Here is a 23721-nt window from a genome sequence, read left to right as displayed (position 1 = left end):
TTCTTTGAAACAGCGGCGTCCTTTGTGGCTTTGCAGAAAAACTGCACCTGGAATTCCTGCCCAGCGACTGCCTGAAGGCGCAACGTCAGTCACCCACTGGGATCATAAAAGTTTCTGGTGAAGCGTTCTCCAGAAACATTGGAAGACGCCGCCGTTAAGAGACTGTTTGAAAAGTCAGGCGCGATAACATCCTGAAATTATAAAGGTTTTTGGTGAAGCTTTTTCCAAAAAGCTTCGAAAGACGCCACCTTTTTCGATCGAAAGGCAGCACCCAAAAACTTTTCTTTTTTATCAAGGATTTGTTTTCAAACAATCTCTTATCCGGCCTTGCCACTGGTCCTGTCGTGCCAGGCGTTTTGCAGCACAGCGCGGGCTGGCGTCAGCCCCCGCCACCGTCGGAAGGCGAGGACCCTTCGGGTGGGGTGGCCATTTCCTCCCCTTCGCTGGAGCCATCTATGGACATCACCGCATCAAGGCTTTCGCAGGCCTGACGGAAATGGGCGTCCGACTGGAACTGCTTGCCATTGCAGAGCTTGGCCGCATCGGGGACGCAGCTTTCGGTTGCATCCTCGTAATCCGATTCCATGACATCATGGGCCAGGGACAGGTCGGGGTTGCGGGTGCCCTCGCTCGCCTTTTCGATCACGGCCTGGACCTTGTGGAGTTCCTGAAGCTTTTCAAGGCAGCTCTGGCTGGCGGCGTCCGGCTTGAAATGCAGCACGTCCATGGCGTGCTGCACCTTCTGTGTCGCAATGCTCTGGGCCAGTGCCGGGGTGCAGAAATACGCAGGCAGCGCCACAAGGGCTGGAAGCGTGAAAAAAAGGGGACGTGCGAAGGGGCTCACTGTGAAACGTTCCATGACCTGAATATCCCGGTGACCCGATATCCCGGCCCCGGACGCCGATGGCGACATAGGAAAACCTGACATTTGCCGCAACGCGCGGCCTATCGCCACGCAAGAAGGGCAGGCCGGATTATGACAGCATGCCATGGCGGGGAAAAGGTGCGTCAATGTCTTAATGTATGTCAAAAAAATCTTTGTGTTATCAGCAACAAATGACAATCGTGGCAAAAATCAGAAAATTTGCTTACATTCCGATGTCATTTTGAGTATAAAACCAGCCATCTGATATATTGTGCTGCATAAAACCGGGAGGTGCAGAGACATATGCCCCTGCAAAATCATTCGATATCGTAATGATTTTGTGTATCCTAAAAATTCATGGTCCATCCATCGCTGCGTAAAAGCGAATTTACGCCCCTGATACAGGTGATACGGGATATGATGACTGTCACATATATGGCTGATGCCGATATCGTGACCCATATTTCAGCCGTGGGTGGACGACATAACAAGAACGGTTGGTAACGATCCGCAGGTTATCACGGACATGTCGCGCCCATGCGGCAGGCTGTCGTGGTTGTGGCGTTATCCCGTGCGCGCGGCGCCGCATGTGTGACCGCGCTTTTCCGTACCTGAGGTTCCGCGATGGCATCCCGGCATGCCGGTACATCGTGGACGCAGCCTGCATCGACGCTCCGCAATGAGGCGGAGCCCCTCAATCTAGTGTTGGCTGCCTGTGAAAGAGGAGTATCTCCCCTTGAAACAGACAGACATTCTGTCCCAGCGAACTTCGTTTGCCGATAAGCTTGGCATACCCACCCCCCTGTTCTGGGGGTTTGTCGGCCTGCTGTTCTTCATGATCGGTGACGGTGTGGAGGCAGGTTATCTTGCGCCGTATCTTGAAGAGCAGGGCATCTCCGGCCGTGACACCGCGCTGCTCTTCACGATTTATGGAGTGACGGTTTCCATTTCCTCCTGGGTTTCCGGCCCGCTGTCCGATCTGTGGGGGCCCAAGCGGGTCATGTGGATCGGCCTTGCAATCTGGGCCGTGTTCGAGGTCGTGTTCCTGTCCATGGGGGTTGCGACCAACAGCTATTCCATGATGCTTGCGGCCTATACGATGCGTGGCTTCGGCTATCCGCTGTTTACGTATGGCTTTCTGGTGTGGATTGCGGCGGCGACCCCGCGTCACCAGCTTGGCTCGGCGGCGGGCTGGTTCTGGTTCGCATTTTCCGGCGGCCTGCCGACGCTTGGTTCCCTGTTCGCAAGTTTCGCCATCCCCGTGATTGGCGAGATGATGACGTTCTGGAGCTCGCTGGTGCTGGTGCTGTTCGGTGGCCTTCTGGCGCTGCTGATGACGCGTGAACCCACCGGCAGCAGGCGCCTTGCCGCGCCGGGTGCTTCGGCGGGGACGATCTTCTTCAGCTCTGTCAGTATCCTGTGGCGCGAACCCAAGACGTTTATCGCCATGATCGTGCGCATCATCGACACGGCATCGGAATATGCATTCCTGGTCATCATGCCGGCGTTCTTTACCAAGGTCATCGGCTTTTCACTGTCGCAGTGGCTACAGCTCCTGTCGATCATCTTCCTGGCGAATATCCTCGTGAACCTCGTATCGGGCATGATGGCGGACCGTCTGGGCCATCGTTCGGTCGTGGCCATTGGTGGTGGGGTCGGTGCCGCGGTTACGGTGCTGCTGTTCTATTATGTGCCGCTGATGTTCCCCGGTAATTTCGCCATCGCCGCCGCCATGGGGGCGTTGTATGGCGCGACGGTTGCCGCCTTTGTGCCGCTGTCGGGCCTGATGCCGCAGATCTGCCCCAAGGAAAAGGCGGCGGCGCTGTCCGCGCTGGGCCTTGGTGCGGGGGCGAGTACCTGGGTCGGGCCGGCGGTCGTGACGTGGTTTGAATCCTGGCACGGGATCGAGGGGATCATCTGGATCTTCTCCGGCCTGTACCTGGTTTCGGCCCTGCTGACGATCACGTTGACGATTTCGCCTGAGGCGCGTCGTTACATGGACGAAGCCGCCGCCCGTGGCGACATTGCCGGGGAACTGGCCGCAGCCGAACACTGATCGGCTTCCCCCTTTGCGTGCATCTTGCATGCGAAGGGGCAGCCCAGCAGTCGGGGTATTTATTTTCGCGGCATTTATGTCCTGACATGCCCGCAAAAAAAAGCGCGGACCCGCCCCGGCAGGTCCGCGCTTTTTTCATAAGGAGGGCGCGCTATGGGCGCACCCACGGCCGCATACCCGCAGGCGTTACCCATAGGCCGATACCCACGGGTGCATCATCCTTGCGGCCTCAGCCGCGTTCAGGGCGACGGCGGGGGGAGCGTGCGGGCGCGCGCTCTCCTGCTGCCGTGTCGCGCCCCCTGGCGGGGGGTGCCTTCATCGCGGGTGCGGCGGCGAGTTCGGCTTCCAACTGGCGGATGCGCTTTTGCACGCTATCGCGCAGAGCGGGTGCGGTGTGCGATTTCATGTTCGCAAGGGTTTCACGCAGGTCGCGCAACTGCTTCTGCTTTTCCGCCAGCGAACGGCGGATGGGCTGGTTGTCGGACATCTGTCCGTGGAATGCACGCATGATGATAATCCATTCGAATGGAAAACAAGACGTCTGTTGTTCAGGGTTGGGAAGAACGAACGCACGCCCCCACACCCATGAGAAGGATGTTCCCGTCATGGGGCATGGCGGCGATGGACCGGTCCGTATCAACCAGATGGCGCGTACGTGCGCCCGGGCGCGGTGTTATGTGGCCGTGATGTCAGCCAGTGCGTCACACAGCGCCTGACATTCGGCCTCGGTCCCGATGGTGATACGGAGCCATTGGGCGATTCGGGGTGTCCTGAAATGTCGCACGATGATTGCCCGTTCCCGCAGGGTCCGGGCAAGGGTCAGCGCGTCATGGCCAGGATGGTGCGCGAACACGAAATTCGCGCATGAGGGAAGAACCTCGAACCCCATTTCTCCCAGGCTGTGTGTCAGCCTGTCGCGTGATCTTATGATCCGTTCGCGTATGTTGGCAAGCCATTCCCGATCTTCGATCGCGGCGATCGCGCCCACCTGCGCCAGCCGGTCGAGCGGGTAGGAATTGAAGCTGTCCTTTACGCGGGTCAGGGCCTCGATCAGGTCGGGATGCCCCACGGCATAGCCCACCCGCAACCCCGCAAGCGCGCTGGATTTTGACAGGGTGCGCACCACCAGCAGGTTGTCATGGCGTGCGGTCAGGGGAATGGCGGTCTCGCCGCCGAAATCGACATAGGCTTCGTCCACCACGACCACCTGATCACGGTGATGGGTCAACAGTGTCTCGATATGCGTGAGGGAGAGCGCCATGCCGGTGGGGGCGTTCGGGTTGGGCACGATCACCCCGCCGCATGGGCGCAGGTAATCCGCCACATTGACGCGCATATCCGCATCAAGCGGCACCATCTGCGCCGTGATGCCGTAAAGCCCGCAATAAACCGGATAGAAGCTGTAGGAAATATCGGGAAACAGCAAGGGCCCATCATGTTTGAGCAGGGCCTGGAACGTATGGGCCAGAACCTCGTCCGATCCGTTGCCAACGAACACATGCCCGGCCGGGACATCATGGGTACGCCCGATCGCCTGACGCAGCGCCAGCGCCGACGGGTCGGGATACAGGCGCAGCGTGTCGTCCGTTGCTGCCCGGATGGCCGCAAGGGCCTTTGGCGACGGGCCATAGGGGGATTCGTTGGTATTGAGCTTGATCAGGTTGGTCATCCGCGGCTGCTCCCCAGGGACATAGGGGGTCAGGTTGTGGACGACGGGGCTCCAGAAACGGCTCATTGCATTTGGGTTCCACTGAAATGCGAATAACGAATGCGCATGATGCCGGCCCGCATGGCGCGTGCCGGTGGATGGTGTAAATGGCGGACGACTCTTAGGGCATATCAAACAGATGGATATGTGGGGTGCGACGGCCTTTATGCCTGCGTGGGCTTGGGACCCATCAACGCCAGCAGTTCGGCATTGTCCTGCCGTGTCGCCAGCATGCGTGCGCTGACGCCCTCGCCATCGCGCAGGTCGGGGTTGGCCCCATGTTCAAGCAGCAGCGCCACCATCGGGTCGCGGTTGAACATGACGGCAAAGATCAGCGGCGTGCGCCCGACCCCGTTGGGGACATCAATCCTTGCCCCGTGCGCGATCAGGGTGCGTGCGCTGGGCAGATCCCCCTTGAACGCCACGCCCGCCAGCGCGGTGGCGCCTTTCTGGTCCTGCAGGTCAGGCGACGCCCCCCCTTCAAGCAGCGCGCGCACCGTGTCCGCATGGCCGTTGTACCCCGCCAGGATCAGGGCGGTATATCCCTTGTCATTGCGGATGTCGGGGTCGATTCCCGCGCGCAGGAATTCCCTGACCAGGTCCGTTTCCCCATCCCGCGCGGCGGACAGGTACAGGTCCGCGATCTGCGTGGTTGTAAATGTCTGCTCGGATGCGGTGGCGGCGGGGTCGCCGCTGGCGATTGTCTGGGTCATGTGCCTGCCTCGCGTGCGGGTTGGATCAGGGTGGCGGTGGGGCGGGGGCCGCCTGCGGCGCGGGCCGTCATGGCGGGTGCGCCGTGGCGGGGCGGCCGGGATGCCGCGCGGCGCCTGCCGTGATGATTACGCAATGCCGCGCCCCTTCGCAAGAGACGCCACGGCGCGTTCCTTTGTCATGTGGCACGGGGTCATGTCATTTTCATGGCCGCGCCGATGTTGCACGAAATACATTGGAAGCAGGCCCATGGCTGCCCGGCCGTTACGCGGTCGTATCATGGGGTCGAGCAGTCGTGATTCCACGGGGCTGGCATCGCGGGCGGTTCGGGCCTTCAATACAGGTGCCGTCGCGCCGGATGAGGTGGCTTGTTCCCATAAGGTGGTCGTGAGATTGTGTGTAAAACGGTTGCCCCATCAACCGTTTCGGACAGGCTGCGGCGTAGTTGCAGATCCATGCCCCGGCCCCCCATGGGGTGTTCGGGGGCGTTATGGGGCGTCGGCGCCTGTCACGTGATGCGTATCCTGTCGGACGGGTCTTGCCGGGCCGGGGGATAGTGGCGGATTTTCCGCCGGCCCGGTGTTTCGGGCATGTTGCGGATCGGGGCAGTCAGGATGAAGGAGAGCGGTTTTATGCATTCATTGTTTCCCTGTCCCGCAAGGGCACCAGAAGGAGGCGGCAGCATGCCGGCCAACATCGACACGTTGTGCATCAACACGATCCGCACGCTGTCCATGGATGCGGTGCAGAAGGCCAATTCGGGCCATCCCGGCACGGCCATGGCGCTTGCCCCCCCGGCCTATACGCTGTGGCGCGATGTCCTGAACTATGACCCGGCCAACCCGCTGTGGCCCAACCGTGACCGCTTCGTCCTGTCGATCGGTCATGCGTCGATGCTGCTGTATTCGCTGATCTATCTTGCCGGGGTGCGTGAGCTCAGGGACGGCAAGGCGATCGACGCGCCGTCACTGACGATCAAGGATATCGAACAGTTCCGGCAGCTCGATTCCCGCACGCCGGGCCATCCCGAACACGGCCATACCGCAGGTGTGGAAACCACGACCGGCCCGCTGGGGCAGGGCTGTGGCAATTCCGTAGGCATGGCGATGGCGGAAAAATGGCTTGCCGCACGCTTCAACAAGCCGGAATTCAAGCTGTTTGACTATCACGTCTATACGTTCTGCGGTGATGGCGACAACATGGAAGGCGTCTCCAGCGAGGCCGCATCCATCGCGGGCCACCTCAAGCTGGGGAACCTGACGTGGATCTATGACAGCAACCGCATTTCCATTGAGGGCGATACCCACATCACCTTCACCGAAAATGTGCATAAGCGTTTCGAGGCCTATGGCTGGCATGTCCTTGAACTGCGTGACGCCAATGATACAGGTGATTTCAAGCGCCTGCTGGAAGAGGCCAAGGCCGAGACATCGCGCCCGACGCTGATTATCGTGCATTCGATCATTGGCTGGGGGTCGCCGCACAAGGCGGGCACGGCGGACGCGCATGGCTCGCCGCTGGGCGCGGAGGAAATCCGCGAGACCAAGAAATTCTATGGCTGGCCGGAGGACAAGAGCTTTTATGTCCCCGATGGCGTGCCGGAGCATTTCCAGGCCGGCATCGCAACGCGTGGCGCCGCGGCAAGCAAGGCATGGGATGCGCTGTTCGCAGCCTATCGCAAGGAATATCCCGAACTTGCGGCACAGCTTGACACTATCCTTGCCGGAAAGCTGCCCGAGGGATGGGACAAGGACATCTCCACGTTCCCCGCCGATGCCAAGGGCATCGCCTCGCGTGCCAGTTCGGCCAAGGTGCTGAACGAGGTTGCGGTGAATTTCCCGTGGATGATCGGCGGGTCGGCCGACCTGTCGCCGTCGACCAAAACCCATCTGACGTTTGATGGCGCGGGCGATTTCCAGCCGCCGCAGTGGGGCGCGACCTATGGCGGGCGCAACCTGCATTTCGGTGTGCGTGAACATGTCATGGGCTCGATCTGCAACGGCCTCGCGCTGGCGGGGCTGCGGCCGTACTGCTCGGGCTTCCTGATCTTCTCTGATTACATGAAGCCGCCGATCCGCCTGTCGGCGCTGATGAAGCTGCCGGTGCTGTATATCTTTACCCACGATTCCATTGGCGTGGGCGAAGACGGGCCGACCCACCAGCCGATCGAACAGCTGGCGCAGTTGCGCGCGACGCCGGGCGTCACCCTGATCCGTCCGTCCGACGCGAACGAGGTGGCCGAGGCGTGGCGCACGCTGATCCCGCTACAGGACCGGCCGTCCGTGCTGGTGCTGAGCCGGCAGAACCTGCCGACCATCTGCCGCAAGACCTATGCGCCTGCGTCGGGGCTGGCAAAAGGGGCCTATGTCCTTGCGGATGCCGATGGCACACCCGATGTCATCCTTATGGCGACAGGCAGCGAGGTCGGTCTGGTGGTGAAGGCGTACGAACAGCTCAAGGCCGAAGGCGTAAAGGCACGCGTCGTGTCGATGCCGTCGTGGGATCTGTTCGAAGCCCAGCCCAAATCCTATCGCGACAGTGTGCTGCCCCCCGGCATTACCGCCCGCGTGGCGGTGGAACAGGCGGCGCAGCTTGGCTGGGACCGTTATGTCGGGCTGGAGGGTGCGACCCTTGTCATGCATTCGTTCGGTGCGTCCGCCCCGGCGGAGGAGCTGGAGGTCAAGTTCGGATTCACCGTGGACGCCGTCGTGGCGGAGGCGCGCAAGCAGCTCGCCCGCAAGGCGTCATAAACCGTCATTCACAGCGCGACAGGGCCTGACGGTCCTGTTTCGCGTTTTTGTCAGGACCAAGGCGGATGGCCGCCGCGATGCAATATGCGCGCCATCCGTCCAAGATGAGGGGAATGCACAGAAATGAGTGTGCACGAAACAGGTAAGGACGGCGCGGCCAACCCGCTGAAGCAGCTTGCGAAATATGGGCAGTCGCCGTGGCTGGACTTCATCCAGCGCTCCTATACGGCGGATGGCAGCCTGAAGAAACTGGTGGATGAGGACGGGTTGAAGGGGGTGACCTCCAATCCCGCTATTTTCCAGAAGGCCATGGGGCAGGGCACGGATTACGACCCGCAGATCCGCTCCATCCTTGAACACCACATCGTCGATGCCGGAACCTTGTACGAGACGCTGGCCATCACGGATATCCGTGATGCGGCCAAGGTGCTGCATCCCGTCTATGAACAGACAAAGGGCGTTGACGGTTATGTCAGCCTGGAGGTCTCTCCCTATCTTGCCCGTGACACGCACGGCACCATTACGGAAGCGCGGCGCCTGTGGGCGGCGGTTGATGCCGCCAACCTGATGATCAAGATCCCCGGCACGGACGAGGGCACGCCCGCCGTGCGTACCGCCATTTCCGAAGGGATCAACGTCAACGTCACGCTGCTGTTCTCCAACGAGGCGTACAAGAAAGTCCTCGAAGCCTATATCGCAGGGCTTGAGGACCGTCTGGCCAAGGGGGAAAGCGTTGCGGGCATCGCCAGTGTCGCATCCTTCTTCGTCAGCCGCATCGATGTGAAGATTGATGGTGAAATCGACCGCCGCGTTGCCGCCGGCGACAAGGATGCCGCCGCCCTGAAGGCCCTGCGCGGCAAGGTCGCGATCGCCAATGCCAAGCTGGCCTATGAATACTGGCAGGGCGTGGTGAAAAGCGCACGCTGGCAGAAGCTGGCCGCGGCCGGCGCACGTCCGCAGCGCCTGTTGTGGGCCAGTACGGGTACGAAGGACAAATCCTTCAGCGACGTGCTGTATGTCGATGCCCTGATTGGCGAAGAAACGGTCAACACCATCCCGCCCAAGACGTTTGATGCCTTCCGCGACCATGGCACGGCTGCCCCCACGTTGACGGATGACGTCAAGGGCGCGCATGCCATCCTTGCCGAGGCAAAGCGCCTTGGTCTCGACCTCGACGGTGTAACCGGCGTTCTGGTCGATGAGGGGGTGAAGTCGTTCGAGGACGCATTCGACGACCTGCTTGGTTCCGTCGCGGCAAAGCAGGCGGCCTTTGTGGGCAAGAAAGTCACCACCACCACGCTGAACCTGCCCGCCGAGCTTGACACCGCCGTCAAGGCGGAGCTGGAGGCATGGCGCAAGGGGGGCAAGGTCCGTCGCCTGTGGGCGAAGGATGCCACCTTATGGACCGGCAAGGACGAAGCGAGCTGGCTGAAGTGGCTGACGATCGTTGACGATCAGGTGCAGGACCTGTCGAAGTTCGAGAAATTCCAGGCTGAGGTGAAGGCCCGCGGATTCCGCGACATCCTGCTGCTGGGCATGGGTGGATCGAGCCTTGGCCCCGAAGTCCTGTCGGAGACGTTTGGCAAGCATGAGGGCTTTGCGCACCTCTATATCCTCGACAGTACCGACCCGCAGCAGGTCAAGGCGTTCGAGGACAAGATCGACATTTCCAAGACGCTGTTCATCGTTTCGTCCAAGTCGGGCGGCACGCTGGAGCCGAACATCCTGAAGGCCTATTTCTTTGACGCGGCCAGGAAGGTGCTGGGTGAGAAGGCCGGGTCGCACTTCGTCGCCGTGACCGATCCCGGATCGCATATGGAAGCCGTGGCAAAGGCCGACGGGTTCTGGAAGATCTTCTATGGTGAAAAGCAGATCGGCGGGCGTTATTCCGTTCTGTCCGATTTCGGCATGGTGCCTGCCGCAGCAGCCGGCCTGCCGCTGAAGCTGCTGTTGGAATCGGCGCTGCGGGGCGAAAAATCCTGCGCGGCCTCTGTCCCCCCGGCGCAGAATCCCGGCGTCCTTCTCGGCAGTGTGCTGGGTGTCGCGGCAAGGTCGTTCGGACGTGACAAGGTGACGATCCTTGCCTCCCCCGCGATTTACGACATGGGCGCATGGCTGGAGCAGTTGCTGGCGGAATCCACCGGCAAGAACGGTCGCGGCCTGATCCCCATTGATGACGAGACGGCAGGCCCGGCCTCTGCCTATGGCAAGGACCGGCTGTTCGTCTATCTGCGCCTGGCGGAGAAGCCGTGCGCAAAGCAGGATGCGGCGTTCAAGGCGCTGGTGGCGGCGGGTGAGCCGGTCGTGACCATCGAACTGCATGACAGGCGCCAGATCGTCGAGGAGTTCTTCCGTTGGGAATTCGCGACAGCGGTGGCCGGGTCGATCATCGGCATCAACGCCTTTGACCAGCCGGATGTCGAGGCCTCGAAGATCGAGACCAAGAAAATCACCACCGCCTATAACGAGACCGGCAAGCTGCCGCCGTACGAACCCTTTGCCAAGGATGCAACGTTCTCTTTCTATGCCGATCCGAAAAATGCGGCGGCGCTGAAGGATGGCAAGACGGCCGAGGGTATCCTCAAGGCCCATTTCGCCCGTGCGAAGGCGGGGGATTATGTCGCGCTTCTGGCTTATATCGAGCGTGACACGGCAACGCGCGAATGGATCCAGACGGTACGTCTTGGCATCCGTGACACGCTGAAGCTGGCGACGGCTGCGGAATTCGGCCCGCGGTTCCAGCATTCCACCGGCCAGGCCTACAAGGGTGGGCCTGACACGGGCGTGTTCGTGCAGATCACGGCCGATGACGCGGTCAACCTGCCGGTTCCGGGGGAAAAATATACCTTCGGCATCGTGAAGGAAGCACAGGCCCGTGGCGATCTGGAGGTACTGGGCGAACGTGGCCGCCGCGCGGTGCGGGTGCATATCCATGGCGACCTGAAATCCGGCCTTGAAAAGCTGGGGCAGATCATCAAGGCGGCGGTCTGATCCACCGCAATGCGCTGTCGCGTCGCTGATTGTATCGGCGGTGCGGCAGATGCCCACGCCGTCGTTCGCGCCGCACATGCCGGCCGTGCGCGGTGGGGCGGGATTTTACATCAGGAGTATCAGTTATCATGCAAATCGGTATCGTCGGCCTGGGCAAGATGGGGGGGAACATCTCCGTCCGCCTGACGCGTCACGACCATGACGTGGTCCTTTTCGATCGTGACCCCGATGTGGTGTCCAAGGTGGGCGCCCGTGCCGAGGCGGGCAGGACCAAGCCCGCCACCGGCCTGAAGGACATGGTGGGAAAGCTGACGGCGGAACGCAGGATCATCTGGCTGATGCTGCCCGCCGGTGAGGTGACGGAGGCTGCGGTTACGGAGCTTTCGGGCCTGCTGGGCAAGGGTGACATCCTGATCGATGGCGGCAACTCGTTCTACAAGGATGATATCCGCAGGGCCGCGGAGCTGGCGAAAAAGGGCATCCATTATGTCGATGTCGGCACATCGGGTGGTGTCTGGGGGCTGGAGCGCGGGTACTGCATGATGTATGGCGGCACCAAGGATGCCACCGACCATATCGACCCGATCCTGCGGGCGCTGGCGCCGGGGCTGGGGGATGTCGTGCGCACGCCGGGCCGGGACAAGCCGGGCATGGACCCCCGTGCGGAACTTGGCTACCTGCATTGCGGTCCCGCCGGGTCGGGCCATTTCGTCAAGATGGTCCATAACGGCATCGAATACGGCATCATGCAGGCCTTTGCCGAAGGCTTTGACGTCATGAAGTCAAAGAACTCCACCGCCCTGCCTGAAGATCAGCGCTTTGAGCTGAACATGCCTGACATCGCCGAGGTCTGGCGTCGTGGCAGCGTGGTGTCGTCATGGCTGCTTGACCTGTCGGCGCAGGCGCTGGCGGGGAATCCCGACCTGTCGAACTATACCGGCGAAGTCGCGGATTCGGGCGAAGGACGCTGGACCATTGATGCCGCGATCGAGGAAGCGGTGCCTGTGCCTGTCATCACGGCGGCGCTGTTCACGCGCTTTCGCTCACGCACCGGCAACAACTATGCCGAGAAGATGCTCTCGGCCATGCGCTTCGGTTTTGGCGGCCACGTGGAGGGGACCAACAACTGACGCCTCGCGTCTGATCGCACGCCCGGCTGCCATGATCGAGACGGCAACAACAAGACCGCAGGCTGGCGGCCGGGTTTCTACTGGATGGAAACGGTTCATGGAGCAGCCTGATGGAAAATATCGTCGCATCGGCATCATCGCAGATTGCCGACGCGGGGCATGAAAATGCCCCGCGTCGCAGCCCCCCCGGAACATTTGTCATATTTGGCGGCGGCGGCGACCTGACACGCCGCCTGCTTGTCCCCGCGATCTACAACCTTGCCTGCGCGGGCCTTGTGGATGACCATTTCTCCATCGTGGCCGTTGACTGGACAGACATGTCCACCGGCCAGTTACAGCAGAATTTTCATGATGCGCTGAAGAACTTCGTCAACAGTCGCGGGACGGAGGCCGTAGCCCTGCGCGAGGACGTGTGGGCATGGATGAGTACGCGCATCCGCTATGTCCGTGGTTCGTTCGAGGACGAGGCGACCTATACCCAGCTTGCGGCGGAAGTGGGGGATGAAAACTGCATCTTCTACCTTGCGGTGGCGGCGCGTTTCTTTGGGGCCATCGTGGACCGGCTGGGCCATAGCGGCCTTGCACACGAGACGGATGGCATGTTCCGCCGCGTCATTATTGAAAAGCCCTTCGGCAGCGACCTGGCTTCCGCCGTGGCGTTGAATGCGCGCCTGCTCAGAAGCCTGCGTGAGCGCCAGATTTATCGTATCGACCATTATCTGGGCAAGGAAACGGTCCAGAACATTCTGGCGCTGCGGTTTTCGAACGGGTTCTTTGAACCGTTATGGAACCGTGACAATATCGACCACATCCAGATCACGGCGGCCGAGACGGTGGGCGTGGAACAGCGCGCCAAGTTTTATGAGGGCACGGGCGCGGTACGCGACATGGTGCCCAACCACGTCATGCAGCTTCTGGCGATGACGGCGATGGAGGCCCCGACATCCTTCGACGCCGACGCCGTGCGTGACGAGAAGACCAAGGTGCTCAAGGCCATTCATGCCGTCGGGCGCGAGGATGTGGTGCGCGGCCAGTATGGCGCAGGCACGATCAAGGGTGAACCGGTCGCCGGATACCGTGAAGAGCCGGGGATCAATCCGCAGTCACGCACCGAAACCTATGTCGCGATGAAGCTGCGGATTGATAACTGGCGCTGGGCCGGGGTGCCGTTTTATGTCCGCACGGGCAAGCGGCTGGCGGCGCGCAAGACGGAAATCGCCATCCATTTCAAATCCGCGCCCTATGCCCTGTTCCGCGATACGCCGGTGGAAAAGCTGACGCCGAACATCATGATGCTGCATATTCAGCCCACCGAAGGCGTGACGATGCAGTTTTCCGCGAAAATCCCCGGTCCCACGGTGCATCTGGGTGGGGTACGGATGAAGTTCGATTATTCCGAATGGTTCCGCGAGGGGCCAAGCACGGGGTATGAAACCCTGATCTATGACTGCATGATCGGGGATGCGACGCTGTTCCAGCGCGCTGACAATATCGAGGCCGGGTGGCAGGTGGTCCAGCCCGTTTTGGAATGGGAACGCGATCCGGGCTTCCTGCATTTCTATCCCGCCGGGTCGGAGGGACCAAAAGCCGCCGATGACCTGCTGGCCCGCGACCACCGGCACTGGCTCAAGATAGGGTCGTGACATACAGGATGACACACGCATGACAGTAAAACGCCCGCCGTCCGACAGGATACGTCTTGTGGTCTCGGATATCGACGGCACCCTCGTGCCCCAGGACAAGAGGGTGACGCCTGATGTGCTGGCGGCGGCGGCGGCCCTGCGCAAGGCGGGAATCGCGCTGTGCCTTGTCAGCAGCCGTGGCCCCGTGGGCATGCAGCCGTTCCTTGGCCCGCTGGGCATTGACCGCCCGATCGCGGCCCTGAATGGCGGGCTGATCTGCACCCCCGATGGCAAGATCATGTCGCGTCATTCGCTGGCGCCTGAGACCACGCGTGAAGCGGTGGAGGAACTGCTGTCGCGCGATGTCGATCCGTGGCTGTTCATTGATTATGACTGGCTGGTACGTGATGGCGATACTGCCCAGGTCCGGCACGAGGCAACGGTGGTCAAGACCGTCCCCGTCGTTGCCCCTGACCTGTCGCACCATTATGACGGCGTGGGCAAGATCATGGGCGTTTCCACCGATGTGGCGCAGTTGCGTACGGTGGAACGTGAACTGAGTGTGCAGCTTGCGGGGCGGGCGAATGTCCATCGTTCGTCTGAATGGCTGGTGGATGTTACCCATCCGCTGGCGAACAAGGGCCATGCCGCGCGGGAGCTTGCGGCCCTGATGGGGATTGAGATTCACGAAGTGGCCTGCATCGGGGACATGAACAATGATATCCCGATGCTGGATGTCGCCGGCGTGGCCATTGCGATGGGCAACGCCCCGGCAGAGGTGCAGAAACATGCCCATTTCGTGACGGATGCAAACACGCATGACGGCTGGGCGCGGGCGATGGAACGTTTCGTCCTGCCGCGTGCCTGACGCCTGATGATGCACAAGGAGAAGGTTATGCAACCAGTGGGGACACAGGCTGCGGGTTCGCAGGCGACACCGGCCACGGGCCAGCAGATACGCCTGGTACTGGCCGATGTCGATGGTACGCTGGTCACGAAGGACAAGATCCTGACACCGCGTGCGATCCGCGCGGTCGAACGCCTGCGTGAACGCGGGATCGTGTTTGCCATCACCAGCGGTCGCCCCCCCAAGGGGATGGAAATGCTGATCGGGCCGCTGAAGATTGACCAGCCGATCGCCGGTTTCAATGGCGGCATGATGGTTCGGCCCGATTTTTCGGTGATCGAGGCACGGACCCTGACGGCCGACGTCGCACGCACGGTGATCGGCATCATCCGCGATCACAAGGCCGACCCGTGGGTCTATAACGGCAATGACTGGATCGTTTCCGACATCAAGGCGCCGCATGTCGCGCGTGAACAGTGGACGGTGAAATTCCCGCCCAAGGTCGGCGTGATTGGCGAGGATCTGGACCAGGTGGTCAAGATTACCGGCGTCAGCGATGACCTCGACCTGATGAAGCGGCTGGAACATGACCTGCAGCAGGCGCTTGGCGATACCGCGTCCGCCGCGCTGTCACAGCCGTACTATGTCGATGTCACCAATCGCGATGCAAACAAGGGCGGCGTGGTCATGACGCTGGAGCGGTTGCTGGGCATCCCTGCGGCGCAGATGGTGACGTTGGGCGACCAGCCAAATGATGTGCTGATGTTCCGCAAGAGCGGGATGTCGATTGCGATGGGACAGGCTAGTCCCGAAGTGCAGAAACAGGCGACCCATGTCTCCACCTCGTGCGAGGAAGAGGGATTCGCCAACGGGATCGAGAAATTCGTGCTGGGGGATGCAGGCTGATGGTCGGACATGACGTCAAGACGGGCGAGATGATCGTCCTTGCCGATGGGGAAGCGATTGCCCAGTACATGGCGAAATGGCTGACGCAACAGGCGCTGGCGAAGAAGGACGGCCCGTTCGTCCTGGCCCTGTCGGGGGGATCGACGCCAAAGCGGCTGTACCAGATCCTGGCGTCGGAGGAATATGCCGAACGTTTTCCATGGGCGAACACGCAGTTCTTCTTTGGCGATGAACGTTTTGTCCCCGCCGATGACCCGGCCAGCAATTACAATATGGTCGAGACCGAAATGCTCGAACATGTGCCTGTGCCGATCCACAATATCCACCGCATGCCCACATCGGGTGATCCGGCGGCGGCTGCGGCGCAGTACCAGGCCGCATTGCAGAAGGTGTATGGCGCGGACACATTGCAGCCGGGGCGTCCGCTGTTTGATGTCGTGATGCTGGGGCTGGGCGATAATGGCCATACCGCCTCTTTGTTCCCGCGCCAGCCCGTGTTGCAGGAGCGTAAGCTGTGGGTTTCGCATTGCGTCCCTGATGATGCCCCACATACGCGCCTGACGCTGACCTATCCCGCCATCCATTCCAGCCGCCATGTTGTGTTCATGCTGGCAGGTGCGGGCAAGAAGGACGCCTTTGCAAAGGTGCGCGCGGGCGACCCGGCCGAACCGGCCAGCCATATCACCACAGAAGGCGCGCTCATCTGGCTTCTGGACAAGGCGGCCGCCGGGCAATAATCCAACCATGTCGTGCGTTCATGGATGCGTTCATTGGCGCACGGCACAACAATAACGAGGGGCCGCCGCACAGATGCGCAAACGGCCCACGCGGGGGGAGGAAACAGGGCAATGTCAAGCCAGAGTGGCGATCCGAGGGCGAAACTCAAGCGTCAGGCCGCGATTGAGGCCGCATCCATGGTACAGGAAGGTATGGTGGTTGGCCTGGGGTCAGGCAGCACGTCGGCCTATATGATCGAGGAACTTGGCCGTCGCTGGGCGGAGGGGCTGCGATTCTGCGCCATCCCCACCTCTGAACATTCCGCCGAGCAGGCCCGCGCGCATGGCATAAAGCTTGTCACGTTCGCCTCCCACCCGCAGATCGACATCGACATTGATGGCGCGGACGAGGTGGAACTCGGCACGCTCAACCTCATCAAGGGGCTGGGGGGGGCGCTGTTTCGTGAAAAGATCGTCGCCGCCGCATCGCGTCGCTTTGTCGTTGTGGTGGATGAAAGCAAGCTGGTCGAACATCTGGGTCATCACGTGCCCGTCCCGGTGGAGGTCACGACCTTTGGCTGGGAAAGCACGGCGCGCCAGATTGAAGCCCTCGGTGCGCGCATCACACAGCGTCTGGACCGCAGCGGCAACCTGTTTGTGACCGATGGCGGGAACATGATCCTGGATTGCCATTTTGGCGCCATCACCGATTCGGTGGCCCTGTCGCGGCGGTTGCGCGCCATTGTGGGCGTCATTGAAACCGGCCTGTTCATCGGCCGTACGTCCGAGGTGATCGTGGCCGCGCATGATGGCCTGAAACATCTGGAGCCGTCATGACCTCCACCATTCTTCAGGATCAGGGTATCCGTCCGCTTGTTCTGGTGGTCATGGGGGTGTCGGGGTGTGGCAAGACCACGCTGGCGGCGGGCCTGCATAACCTGCTGGGCTGGCCGTATCAGGAGGGCGACCTCCTGCATCCCAAGGCGAACGTGGACAAGATGGCGGCGGGCATTCCCCTGACCGATGCCGATCGCCTGCCATGGTTGCAACGCTGCCACGACTGGCTGAAACAGCGCGTGGAATCGGGGCAGGGGGGGATTCTGACCTGCTCGGCGCTGAAGCGTTCCTATCGCGATATCCTGCGTGCCGAGGCACCGGGGATCGTGTTCGTCTATCTCCAGATCCCGCCAGACATCCTGCGTGCGCGGCTGGAACGGCGGCGCGGTCATTACATGCCGCCAAGCCTGCTGCCAAGCCAGCTTGCCACGCTGGAGCCGCCGACACCTGACGAGCATCCGGTGATTGTCACGCTGGAGGAAACGCCAGCGGACATGATCGCAAAGACGATTGGCATCCTGGCCGAACGTTACCCCGAAAAAGGTGCGCCTGCATCCGCCTGAAAAGGGGCATTGAGAGGTTTGGGGGCGTAGTGTTCCCAAAAATATCGCGGGACGCCGGATTTTTGTAAAAAGTCAGCGTCCCGCGATGTTGGTGTTCATGAAACTGGCATCGCCATGTCGCGGGGCACGCAAAACATGGAACATGGGGTTTCGGTCCTGTTTGTCTGCATGGGAAATATCTGCCGCTCCCCTCTGGCGGAGGCCGCGTTCCGGCAGGCGGCGGCACGACATGGGCTGGAGGTGCGGGTAGAGTCGGCAGGCACCGGCAACTGGCATGTGGGCGAGGCGCCGGACCCGCGTGCCCGTGCCATTGCGGCCCGGCATGGGGTTGATCTGGACCAGTATCGTGCGCGCGTCGTGACCGGGCAGGATTTTTACCAGTTCACGCATATCATCGCCATGGATCACGCGAATATGGCGCACCTGTCGCGGATGCGTCCTATGGACGGTGTGTCGGAACTGTCGCTGTTGCTGGATTATGTGGCGCACCGGCATGGAACGGCGGTGGTTGATCCCTATTACGGCACGACAGAGGATTTTGCCGCCACCTGGCGTGATGTCAGCGAAGGGGCGGAGGCGCTGGCGTTGTATTTGAAGAAGCAGGCCCGCTGACCCCTGATCCAAAGAAAGCATTGGGTGTTTTGGTGGGGGCGCATCAGAAGCTTTTGGTAAAGGAGCTTCACCAGCAATACTTGCGACTATGTGAGAGATCGTCTGAAAACAACTCATTGATAAAAAAGGAAAAGTTTTTGGGTGCCGCCTTTTTTTAAAAGGCGGCGTCTTCTGAAGCTTTTTGTAAAAAGCTTCACCAAAAACCCTTTATAATTTCAGGATGTTATTGAGCCTGACTTTTTAAACAGCCTCTGAAGGAAGCTGTGCGGGGGCGGCCAGTGCCCCCCGTCATGATTGTTATTCTGAACGGTAACGCCCCAACCAGTGGGCATAGGGTTCAGGCAGCACATGGGCCGCGTCGGGCCGCCCCAGCGCCCGTGCGGCAGCATAGGGCCAGTGCAGGTTTTCAAGGAATGGCCGTCCCATCATCACAAGGTCCAGCGATTCATCGTGGATCAGGCCGTTGGCCTGGTCAGGCTTGCTGATGTACCAGCTTGTGGCTACGGGTAGGCCGCTTTCGTGGCGCACACGTGCGGCGATGGGGGCCATGAAGGCCGGACCCCAGGGAATCTTGGCCGTAGGTGTGGAAAAGCCGATGCTGACATCCAGGAAATCCAGCCCCAGCGTGCGGAAGTGACGCGCCAGCGTGATCGCATCCTCCAGCGTTTCCGTATCGCGGCCGTCGAATTCGATCATGCCCAGACGTGCGCTCAGCGGCCTGTCCTCAGGCCAGACAGCGCGGACATCGCTCAGGGTTTCCAGCAGGAAACGCGCCCGGTTTTCAAGGCTGCCGCCATACAGGTCGGTGCGCTGGTTGGAATAGGGGGAGAGGAAACTCTGTCCCAGATATCCGTGCGCGAAATGCAGCATCAACCATTCGAACCCTGCGTCGCGGGCGCGAATGGCACTGGCGACGAAATCCTGCCGCACGCGGGTAATGTCCTCCGGCGTCATGGCGCGCGGTACCTTGGGCAGGTTGGAGCCGAATGCGATGGCGGACGGTGCGATGGTTTCCCATCCACGCGGGTCATCGGGGGCGATATGGTCATCACCTTCCCACGGGCGGTTCGCGCTGGCCTTGCGCCCGGCATGGGCAATCTGGATGCCAGGCATCGCGCCTGCATCACGGATGGCGCGGGCGATGGGGCGCAGGGCATCGGCCTGGGCATCGTTCCACAGCCCCAGACACCCCGGCGTGATGCGTCCTTCGGGGGAGACGGCGGTCGCCTCCACCACTACCAGCGCGCTGCCCCCACGGGCGAGCGAGGCATAATGAACATTATGCCAGTCCCCCGCGACACCATCCACGGCAAGATACTGGCACATCGGGGAAACGGCGATGCGGTTGCGCAACGTGCGCCCCTTGAGGGTATAGGGCGTAAAGAGGTCAGGCATCCGGTCCTCTGGCGTATGGGAAAACAACAGAACACCATCCTGCCGCCGATGAGGGCACGATGCAATCAAAGCCATCCATCCGCCACGCATAACTGCGTATCCGGGATTGGCAGGTCATATATTTTCTGGAATGCACCGTAAAATGGCGCGAGTGACGGGGCTCGAACCCGCGACCTCCGGCGTGACAGGCCGGCGCTCTAACCAACTGAGCTACACCCGCATAAGCTGTCGGGAAGAAGAAACCCCGACAACCATTCGGTGGATGGGCAAATAACAGGGTTCGGCAGGTCTGGCAACGGCCATATGTAAAAAAACGGCATCTTTTTCATGAAGATGCCGTTTTCCGCCCGGATCAGGTGGCGGCAGGGGACTTGACCCCATCAAGGGCCACGGCCACGCCATGCACGGTCGCGGCGATGCGTATGGAGGTCTGGATCTGTTCTGTCGTCAGTCCCGCCTTGCGCAGGGCGTGTTCATGGCTTTCCATGCACATCCCGCATCCGTTGATGGCCGACACGGCAAGCGACCAGAGTTCGAAATCGACCTTTTCCACACCCGGCCGCCCGATCACGTTCATCCGCAACTGTGCCGGGATCTTGGCATAATCGCCGCCCACCATATGCACGAAGCGGTAATAGACATTGTTCATGCCCATGATGGCAGCAGCGGCCCGCGCGGCGTCAAGCGCCTCTGTCGACAGGGCATCGGCGAAATGCGTGCTTAGCAGTTCGGTGACAAGCGGGTTGCGCGATGCAATGGCGGAGGCCACGAATGTCCCTGCAAGCTGCTGCGGCGTCAGGGTAATGTCATGGGCAAGGGCGCCAAGGTTGAGCTTCAGGTCCTTGGCATAATCAGGCAGCAGGGATTTGAGTGTATCAAGCGACATGGACATATGCCTCAGCACGGGGAGACTGTTTGAAAACAACCCATTGGTACAGGAAGATGAAAGTTCCAGGGCGTCGCTTTTTCCCAAATCGGGACAACGTCATTTATGAAGCCCCCAGGCAAAAAATCGCCAAAAACTTTCGTAATTTCAAAAGGTTAATATACCGGGTTTTTCAAACGGCCTCAGGATGGGAAAAGCGGGTGAAATAATAGGGCACCCCATCCCGATACGGCTGTCCCCCATGTGGGGGCATCGCAGGATGGTGGGGTGGCCCGTATGCCGGGATGTCGCGGGGTTACAGGCAGGGGGCACGGCATCCGGGTATGCGGAAACGCCACCCCGCATGCCGACAGACATGCGGGGTGGTGCCCAAGGCTGGTCAGGGCCGCTCAGGCCCGGATCAGGGAAAGATCATGCCTTGATGAAGGCATCCCCTTTCTTCCAGTTGCACGGGCACAGCTCATCGCTTTGCAGTCCGTCGAGGATGCGCAGGATTTCCTGCGGGTTGCGACCGACCGACAGGTCGTTGACGCTGACATGGCGGATGACGCCATGGGGATCGACAAGGAAGGTTGCGCGATAGGCAGCACCCGCGCCCTGCGACATGACGCCCACGCCTTCGATCAGCTCACGCTTGATGTCGGAAAGCATCGGAATTTCGAGGTTCTTCAGATCCTCGTTGTTCAGGCGCCAGTTCAGGTGGACGAACGCGCTGTCGATCGACACGCCATACACGACGGCGTCGCGGTCCTTGAACTCTCCGGCCAGCTTGCCGAAGGCCACGATTTCGGTCGGGCAGACGAAGGTGAAGTCGAGCGGCCAGAAAAAGACGACCTTCCACTTGCCTTCGTTGCTTTCGTCCGAGATCTGGACGAACTCACCCTTCAGGCCCTCGGCCCCGCCGGGAACGGCCTGCAGGTTAAAGCTGGGGAACTTGTCACCGACTGTAAGCATTTGTGGAATCTCCCTTGATTCGGTTTGGGATCAGGCAGCCCGCCCGGTGGGGCGCGTCCGATGGGGTATATCTATGGTCCTGGTGCTGCTATCATGCCAGCGAATAATTTATATATTTATGATCGAATTAGTCGATGCTTCCCATGCCCTCCGCACAGCAGTTGCGCTATCTTGTGACCCTTGCGGAACTGCGTCATTTCGGCCGTGCCGCCAAAAGCTGCGCCGTCACGCAATCCACGCTTTCGGCCGGTATCCTCGCGCTGGAACGGCAGATGGACGTGCAGCTTCTTGATCGTGATGTCGGCAAGAAAGTGGTGTTTACCCCGCTGGGTAACGAAGTGGTCACGCGCGCGCGCCTTGCACTGGAATCGTTACAGTCGGTACTGGACGTGGCGGCGGCGTCGCATGAACCCATGAGCGGGCTTTTGCGGATCGGGGTCATCCCGACCATCGGCCCGTTTGTCGTGCCTGACCTGATCCGCAGGCTGCGACAGGGATTTCCGCGCATGCGCCTGTCGCTGAACGAGGATCTGACCCATCATGTGCTGGAGAAACTGGCGCTTGGGCGGTTGGATCTCGTGTTGCTGGCGATGCCGTGTGATTGCGCCGACAGCGAGACGTGGCCCCTGTGGCGTGATCCCTTCGTGCTGGTGATGCCGCAGATGCACCCGCTGTCAAAACTGTCCGCCGTGCCGGTTGAACGGATCGTGTCCCAGCGCATGATCCTGCTGGAGGACGGGCACTGCCTGCGGGACCAGACGCTGGCGCTATGCCGTCAGGTGCGGGGATGGTCCAGCCCGGAAGGGGCGGAGGAGGAATTTACCGTCACGTCCCTGCATACGCTGGTGGAAATGGTGGCTGCGGGACTCGGTGTGGCGTTGCTGCCGCAGATGGCGGTCCTGTCCGGCCTGCTGCGTGATCAGGCGGTTGTCGCGCGTCCGGTTACAGGGTGCCAGGCGTGGCGCACAATCGGGCTGGCATGGCGGCCGCGTTCCCCGCGGATGGGGGATTTCAGGACGTTGGCCCCATTTTTCATGCCGCCCGATGTCGGCCCGATGGCGGCGAATGCTCAGCAGGCCCCGGTTTTCGGGGATAAAAAGTAACGAAGATATATCGGCGGAGTTGACTCATCGCGCGGTCAGAGGTATTCGGGCGCCTCTTTGCGGTTATCAGCCGCCAGTCGAGGGTCGGATCATGAAAATCAGAAACAGCCTGAAGTCGGCCAAGGTTCGTGACAAGGACTGCCGTGTGGTCCGTCGTCGTGGCAAGGTCTATGTCATCAACAAGAAGAACCCGCGCATGAAGGCCCGTCAGGGCTGATTGCCGGACGGATTTGACCGTCAGGTTCCATATTGATGCGACACGGGGTCGCGTGACCGGTGGGGAAACCCTGCGGTTGCGCGGCCTTTTGTGTTTTTTCTGCCTTGTGGCCGCTCCTATTGTCCCGGCGATGCCCTGTGTCGCGGCGTCTGCCCCACCCCCCGTGCCCGTCGCGTCACCGGCCCATGGCGCATCTTCCCCCGCCCCGGCCGGCAAGGGCGGGGAGACGAAGGAGCCTGGCATCCCCGAACTGCAGGACGAACTGCTGCACGCAAAGTCGAAGCAGGCGGCAAGCGACCTGCTGGCCCGGATCGAGACGTTGCGCCAAAAGGATATCACCCCCACCACCCACCTGCTGGTCCGGCGTGCGCAGTCCGACCTGGCGCAGCAGAAGGTCGGTGATGCGCAGGAAGACCTGAACGACGCCCTTGTCTTGCAGCCGGACGTTGAAATCCTGTGGCGTTTACGTGCGCAGGCGCGGTTGGCGGGGGCAGATGCTGATGGGGCGGTGGCCGACCTTGGCATCGCCTTGCACCATGACGGGCGCGATGTGCTGGCGTGGCAGATCCTGAGTGAGGCGGAAGGCGTGCGCGGTGACTGGGGTGCCGCGTGGAAAGCGTGGCAGCATGTCGTGACGCTGTATCCCCTGTTCCCCGGTGCTGCGCACCAGACGGAAGACCTGCGGCTCAAGGCATTCGGGCGTCCCACCTGAACCCTCTCATTGCGATTCGATGAGGGGAAGGGACGATGTCCTGATTTTCTGGGCACTGCCGGGAAACAGCCCAGAAAATATATTGGGGAATAAAGGTTTCTGGTGAAGCTTTTTTTTAAAAGCCTTCAGAAGGCGCCGCC

Annotated in this window: 23 protein-coding genes and 1 tRNA gene; 15 read left to right on the top strand and 9 right to left on the bottom strand. The window is 61.2% G+C overall.

Annotation, left to right across the window (positions count from 1 at the left end; genetic code table 11):
- Positions 1-379: 379 nt before the first annotated feature.
- Positions 380-859 (bottom strand): hypothetical protein, encoded by a 480-nt coding sequence (locus tag FYB92_RS00570; protein ID WP_040511319.1) that lies wholly within the window; start codon positions 857-859, stop codon positions 380-382.
- Positions 860-1601: 742 nt separating this feature from the next.
- Here FYB92_RS00570 and FYB92_RS00565 point away from each other — a divergent pair.
- Positions 1602-2921 carry an MFS transporter gene (locus FYB92_RS00565; RefSeq protein ID WP_062808499.1) on the top strand — a complete coding sequence of 440 codons (1320 nt, stop codon included), beginning with the start codon at positions 1602-1604 and terminating at the stop codon, positions 2919-2921.
- A gap of 229 nt (positions 2922-3150) precedes the next feature.
- Here the strand turns inward: FYB92_RS00565 and FYB92_RS00560 are convergent, their stop codons facing one another.
- From FYB92_RS00560 to FYB92_RS00550, 3 genes are all read right to left on the bottom strand, one after another.
- Positions 3151-3429 (bottom strand): hypothetical protein, encoded by a 279-nt coding sequence (locus FYB92_RS00560; RefSeq protein WP_040511321.1) that lies wholly within the window; start codon positions 3427-3429, stop codon positions 3151-3153.
- 165 nt (positions 3430-3594) lie between these two features.
- Positions 3595-4656 carry a histidinol-phosphate transaminase gene (gene hisC / locus FYB92_RS00555; RefSeq protein ID WP_075625240.1) on the bottom strand — a complete coding sequence of 354 codons (1062 nt, stop codon included), beginning with the start codon at positions 4654-4656 and terminating at the stop codon, positions 3595-3597.
- Positions 4657-4793: 137 nt separating this feature from the next.
- Positions 4794-5342, bottom strand: coding sequence for an ankyrin repeat domain-containing protein (locus FYB92_RS00550; protein ID WP_003617293.1), 549 nt, complete (start codon positions 5340-5342; stop codon positions 4794-4796).
- On the opposite strand from FYB92_RS00550, the gene FYB92_RS00545 reads away from it, so the two are divergent.
- Positions 5343-5465: a hypothetical protein gene (locus FYB92_RS00545; RefSeq protein WP_275399272.1), complete on the top strand. Its 123-nt coding sequence runs from the start codon at positions 5343-5345 to the stop codon at positions 5463-5465. It abuts the gene before it with no gap.
- 3 nt (positions 5466-5468) lie between these two features.
- On the opposite strand, the gene FYB92_RS00540 is transcribed toward FYB92_RS00545, so the two are convergent.
- Positions 5469-5678 (bottom strand): hypothetical protein, encoded by a 210-nt coding sequence (locus FYB92_RS00540; RefSeq protein ID WP_139313018.1) that lies wholly within the window; start codon positions 5676-5678, stop codon positions 5469-5471.
- Positions 5679-5972: 294 nt separating this feature from the next.
- Here FYB92_RS00540 and tkt point away from each other — a divergent pair, with 294 nt between their 5' ends.
- The 10 genes from tkt to FYB92_RS00490 all read left to right on the top strand — a co-directional run bounded on the left by tkt (position 5973) and on the right by FYB92_RS00490 (position 18314).
- Positions 5973-8090, top strand: a complete 2118-nt coding sequence (gene tkt, locus FYB92_RS00535; RefSeq protein ID WP_040510373.1) for a transketolase — start codon at positions 5973-5975, stop codon at positions 8088-8090.
- 123 nt (positions 8091-8213) lie between these two features.
- The gene (locus FYB92_RS00530; RefSeq protein ID WP_003617298.1) at positions 8214-11081 is read left to right on the top strand and encodes a bifunctional transaldolase/phosoglucose isomerase; all 2868 of its coding nucleotides are present in this window, start codon (positions 8214-8216) and stop codon (positions 11079-11081) included.
- Positions 11082-11209: 128 nt separating this feature from the next.
- The gene (gene gnd, locus FYB92_RS00525; RefSeq protein WP_003617300.1) at positions 11210-12211 is read left to right on the top strand and encodes a phosphogluconate dehydrogenase (NAD(+)-dependent, decarboxylating); all 1002 of its coding nucleotides are present in this window, start codon (positions 11210-11212) and stop codon (positions 12209-12211) included.
- A gap of 110 nt (positions 12212-12321) precedes the next feature.
- The gene (zwf, locus tag FYB92_RS00520; protein WP_003617301.1) at positions 12322-13854 is read left to right on the top strand and encodes a glucose-6-phosphate dehydrogenase; all 1533 of its coding nucleotides are present in this window, start codon (positions 12322-12324) and stop codon (positions 13852-13854) included.
- A gap of 19 nt (positions 13855-13873) precedes the next feature.
- Positions 13874-14701 (top strand): Cof-type HAD-IIB family hydrolase, encoded by an 828-nt coding sequence (locus FYB92_RS00515; protein WP_062808501.1) that lies wholly within the window; start codon positions 13874-13876, stop codon positions 14699-14701.
- Between the two features lie 27 nt (positions 14702-14728).
- Positions 14729-15586 carry a Cof-type HAD-IIB family hydrolase gene (locus FYB92_RS00510; RefSeq protein WP_003617304.1) on the top strand — a complete coding sequence of 286 codons (858 nt, stop codon included), beginning with the start codon at positions 14729-14731 and terminating at the stop codon, positions 15584-15586.
- Positions 15586-16323 carry a 6-phosphogluconolactonase gene (pgl, locus tag FYB92_RS00505; protein WP_332828015.1) on the top strand — a complete coding sequence of 246 codons (738 nt, stop codon included), beginning with the start codon at positions 15586-15588 and terminating at the stop codon, positions 16321-16323. The genes FYB92_RS00510 and pgl overlap by 1 nt, the downstream gene beginning before the upstream one ends.
- A gap of 111 nt (positions 16324-16434) precedes the next feature.
- Positions 16435-17139, top strand: coding sequence for a ribose-5-phosphate isomerase RpiA (gene rpiA / locus FYB92_RS00500; protein WP_003617308.1), 705 nt, complete (start codon positions 16435-16437; stop codon positions 17137-17139).
- Positions 17136-17702, top strand: a complete 567-nt coding sequence (locus FYB92_RS00495; protein WP_003617310.1) for a gluconokinase — start codon at positions 17136-17138, stop codon at positions 17700-17702. Before rpiA ends, FYB92_RS00495 begins: the two co-directional genes overlap by 4 nt.
- A gap of 135 nt (positions 17703-17837) precedes the next feature.
- A complete protein-coding gene (locus FYB92_RS00490) occupies positions 17838-18314 on the top strand; it encodes a low molecular weight protein-tyrosine-phosphatase (RefSeq protein WP_247066879.1) in 477 nt (158 codons plus the stop codon).
- 297 nt (positions 18315-18611) lie between these two features.
- On the opposite strand, the gene FYB92_RS00485 is transcribed toward FYB92_RS00490, so the two are convergent.
- The 4 genes from FYB92_RS00485 to FYB92_RS00470 form a co-directional block, all read right to left on the bottom strand.
- Positions 18612-19709 carry an NADH:flavin oxidoreductase/NADH oxidase gene (locus FYB92_RS00485; protein WP_332828949.1) on the bottom strand — a complete coding sequence of 366 codons (1098 nt, stop codon included), beginning with the start codon at positions 19707-19709 and terminating at the stop codon, positions 18612-18614.
- Positions 19710-19852: 143 nt separating this feature from the next.
- Positions 19853-19929: transfer RNA gene (locus FYB92_RS00480), tRNA-Asp, on the bottom strand.
- A 132-nt stretch (positions 19930-20061) separates the two neighbouring features.
- Positions 20062-20595 carry a carboxymuconolactone decarboxylase family protein gene (locus FYB92_RS00475; RefSeq protein WP_040511325.1) on the bottom strand — a complete coding sequence of 178 codons (534 nt, stop codon included), beginning with the start codon at positions 20593-20595 and terminating at the stop codon, positions 20062-20064.
- Positions 20596-21006: 411 nt separating this feature from the next.
- Positions 21007-21549: a peroxiredoxin gene (locus FYB92_RS00470; RefSeq protein WP_003617318.1), complete on the bottom strand. Its 543-nt coding sequence runs from the start codon at positions 21547-21549 to the stop codon at positions 21007-21009.
- 134 nt (positions 21550-21683) lie between these two features.
- Between FYB92_RS00470 and FYB92_RS00465 the strand changes: the two genes are divergently transcribed.
- The 3 genes from FYB92_RS00465 (at position 21684) to FYB92_RS00455 (ending at position 23581) form a co-directional block, all read left to right on the top strand.
- Positions 21684-22652, top strand: coding sequence for a hydrogen peroxide-inducible genes activator (locus tag FYB92_RS00465; protein ID WP_062808507.1), 969 nt, complete (start codon positions 21684-21686; stop codon positions 22650-22652).
- A gap of 91 nt (positions 22653-22743) precedes the next feature.
- The gene (ykgO, locus tag FYB92_RS00460; protein WP_003617324.1) at positions 22744-22869 is read left to right on the top strand and encodes a type B 50S ribosomal protein L36; all 126 of its coding nucleotides are present in this window, start codon (positions 22744-22746) and stop codon (positions 22867-22869) included.
- Positions 22870-22882: 13 nt separating this feature from the next.
- Positions 22883-23581 (top strand): M48 family metallopeptidase, encoded by a 699-nt coding sequence (locus FYB92_RS00455; protein WP_062808508.1) that lies wholly within the window; start codon positions 22883-22885, stop codon positions 23579-23581.
- Positions 23582-23721: the final 140 nt, after the last annotated feature.

The organism is Novacetimonas sp. GS1 (assembly GCF_036686925.1).
Taxonomy (GTDB): domain Bacteria; phylum Pseudomonadota; class Alphaproteobacteria; order Acetobacterales; family Acetobacteraceae; genus Novacetimonas; species Novacetimonas hansenii.
Note: the sequence above shows the minus strand (reverse complement) of the source record. Positions and strands in the feature narration are given on the sequence as shown.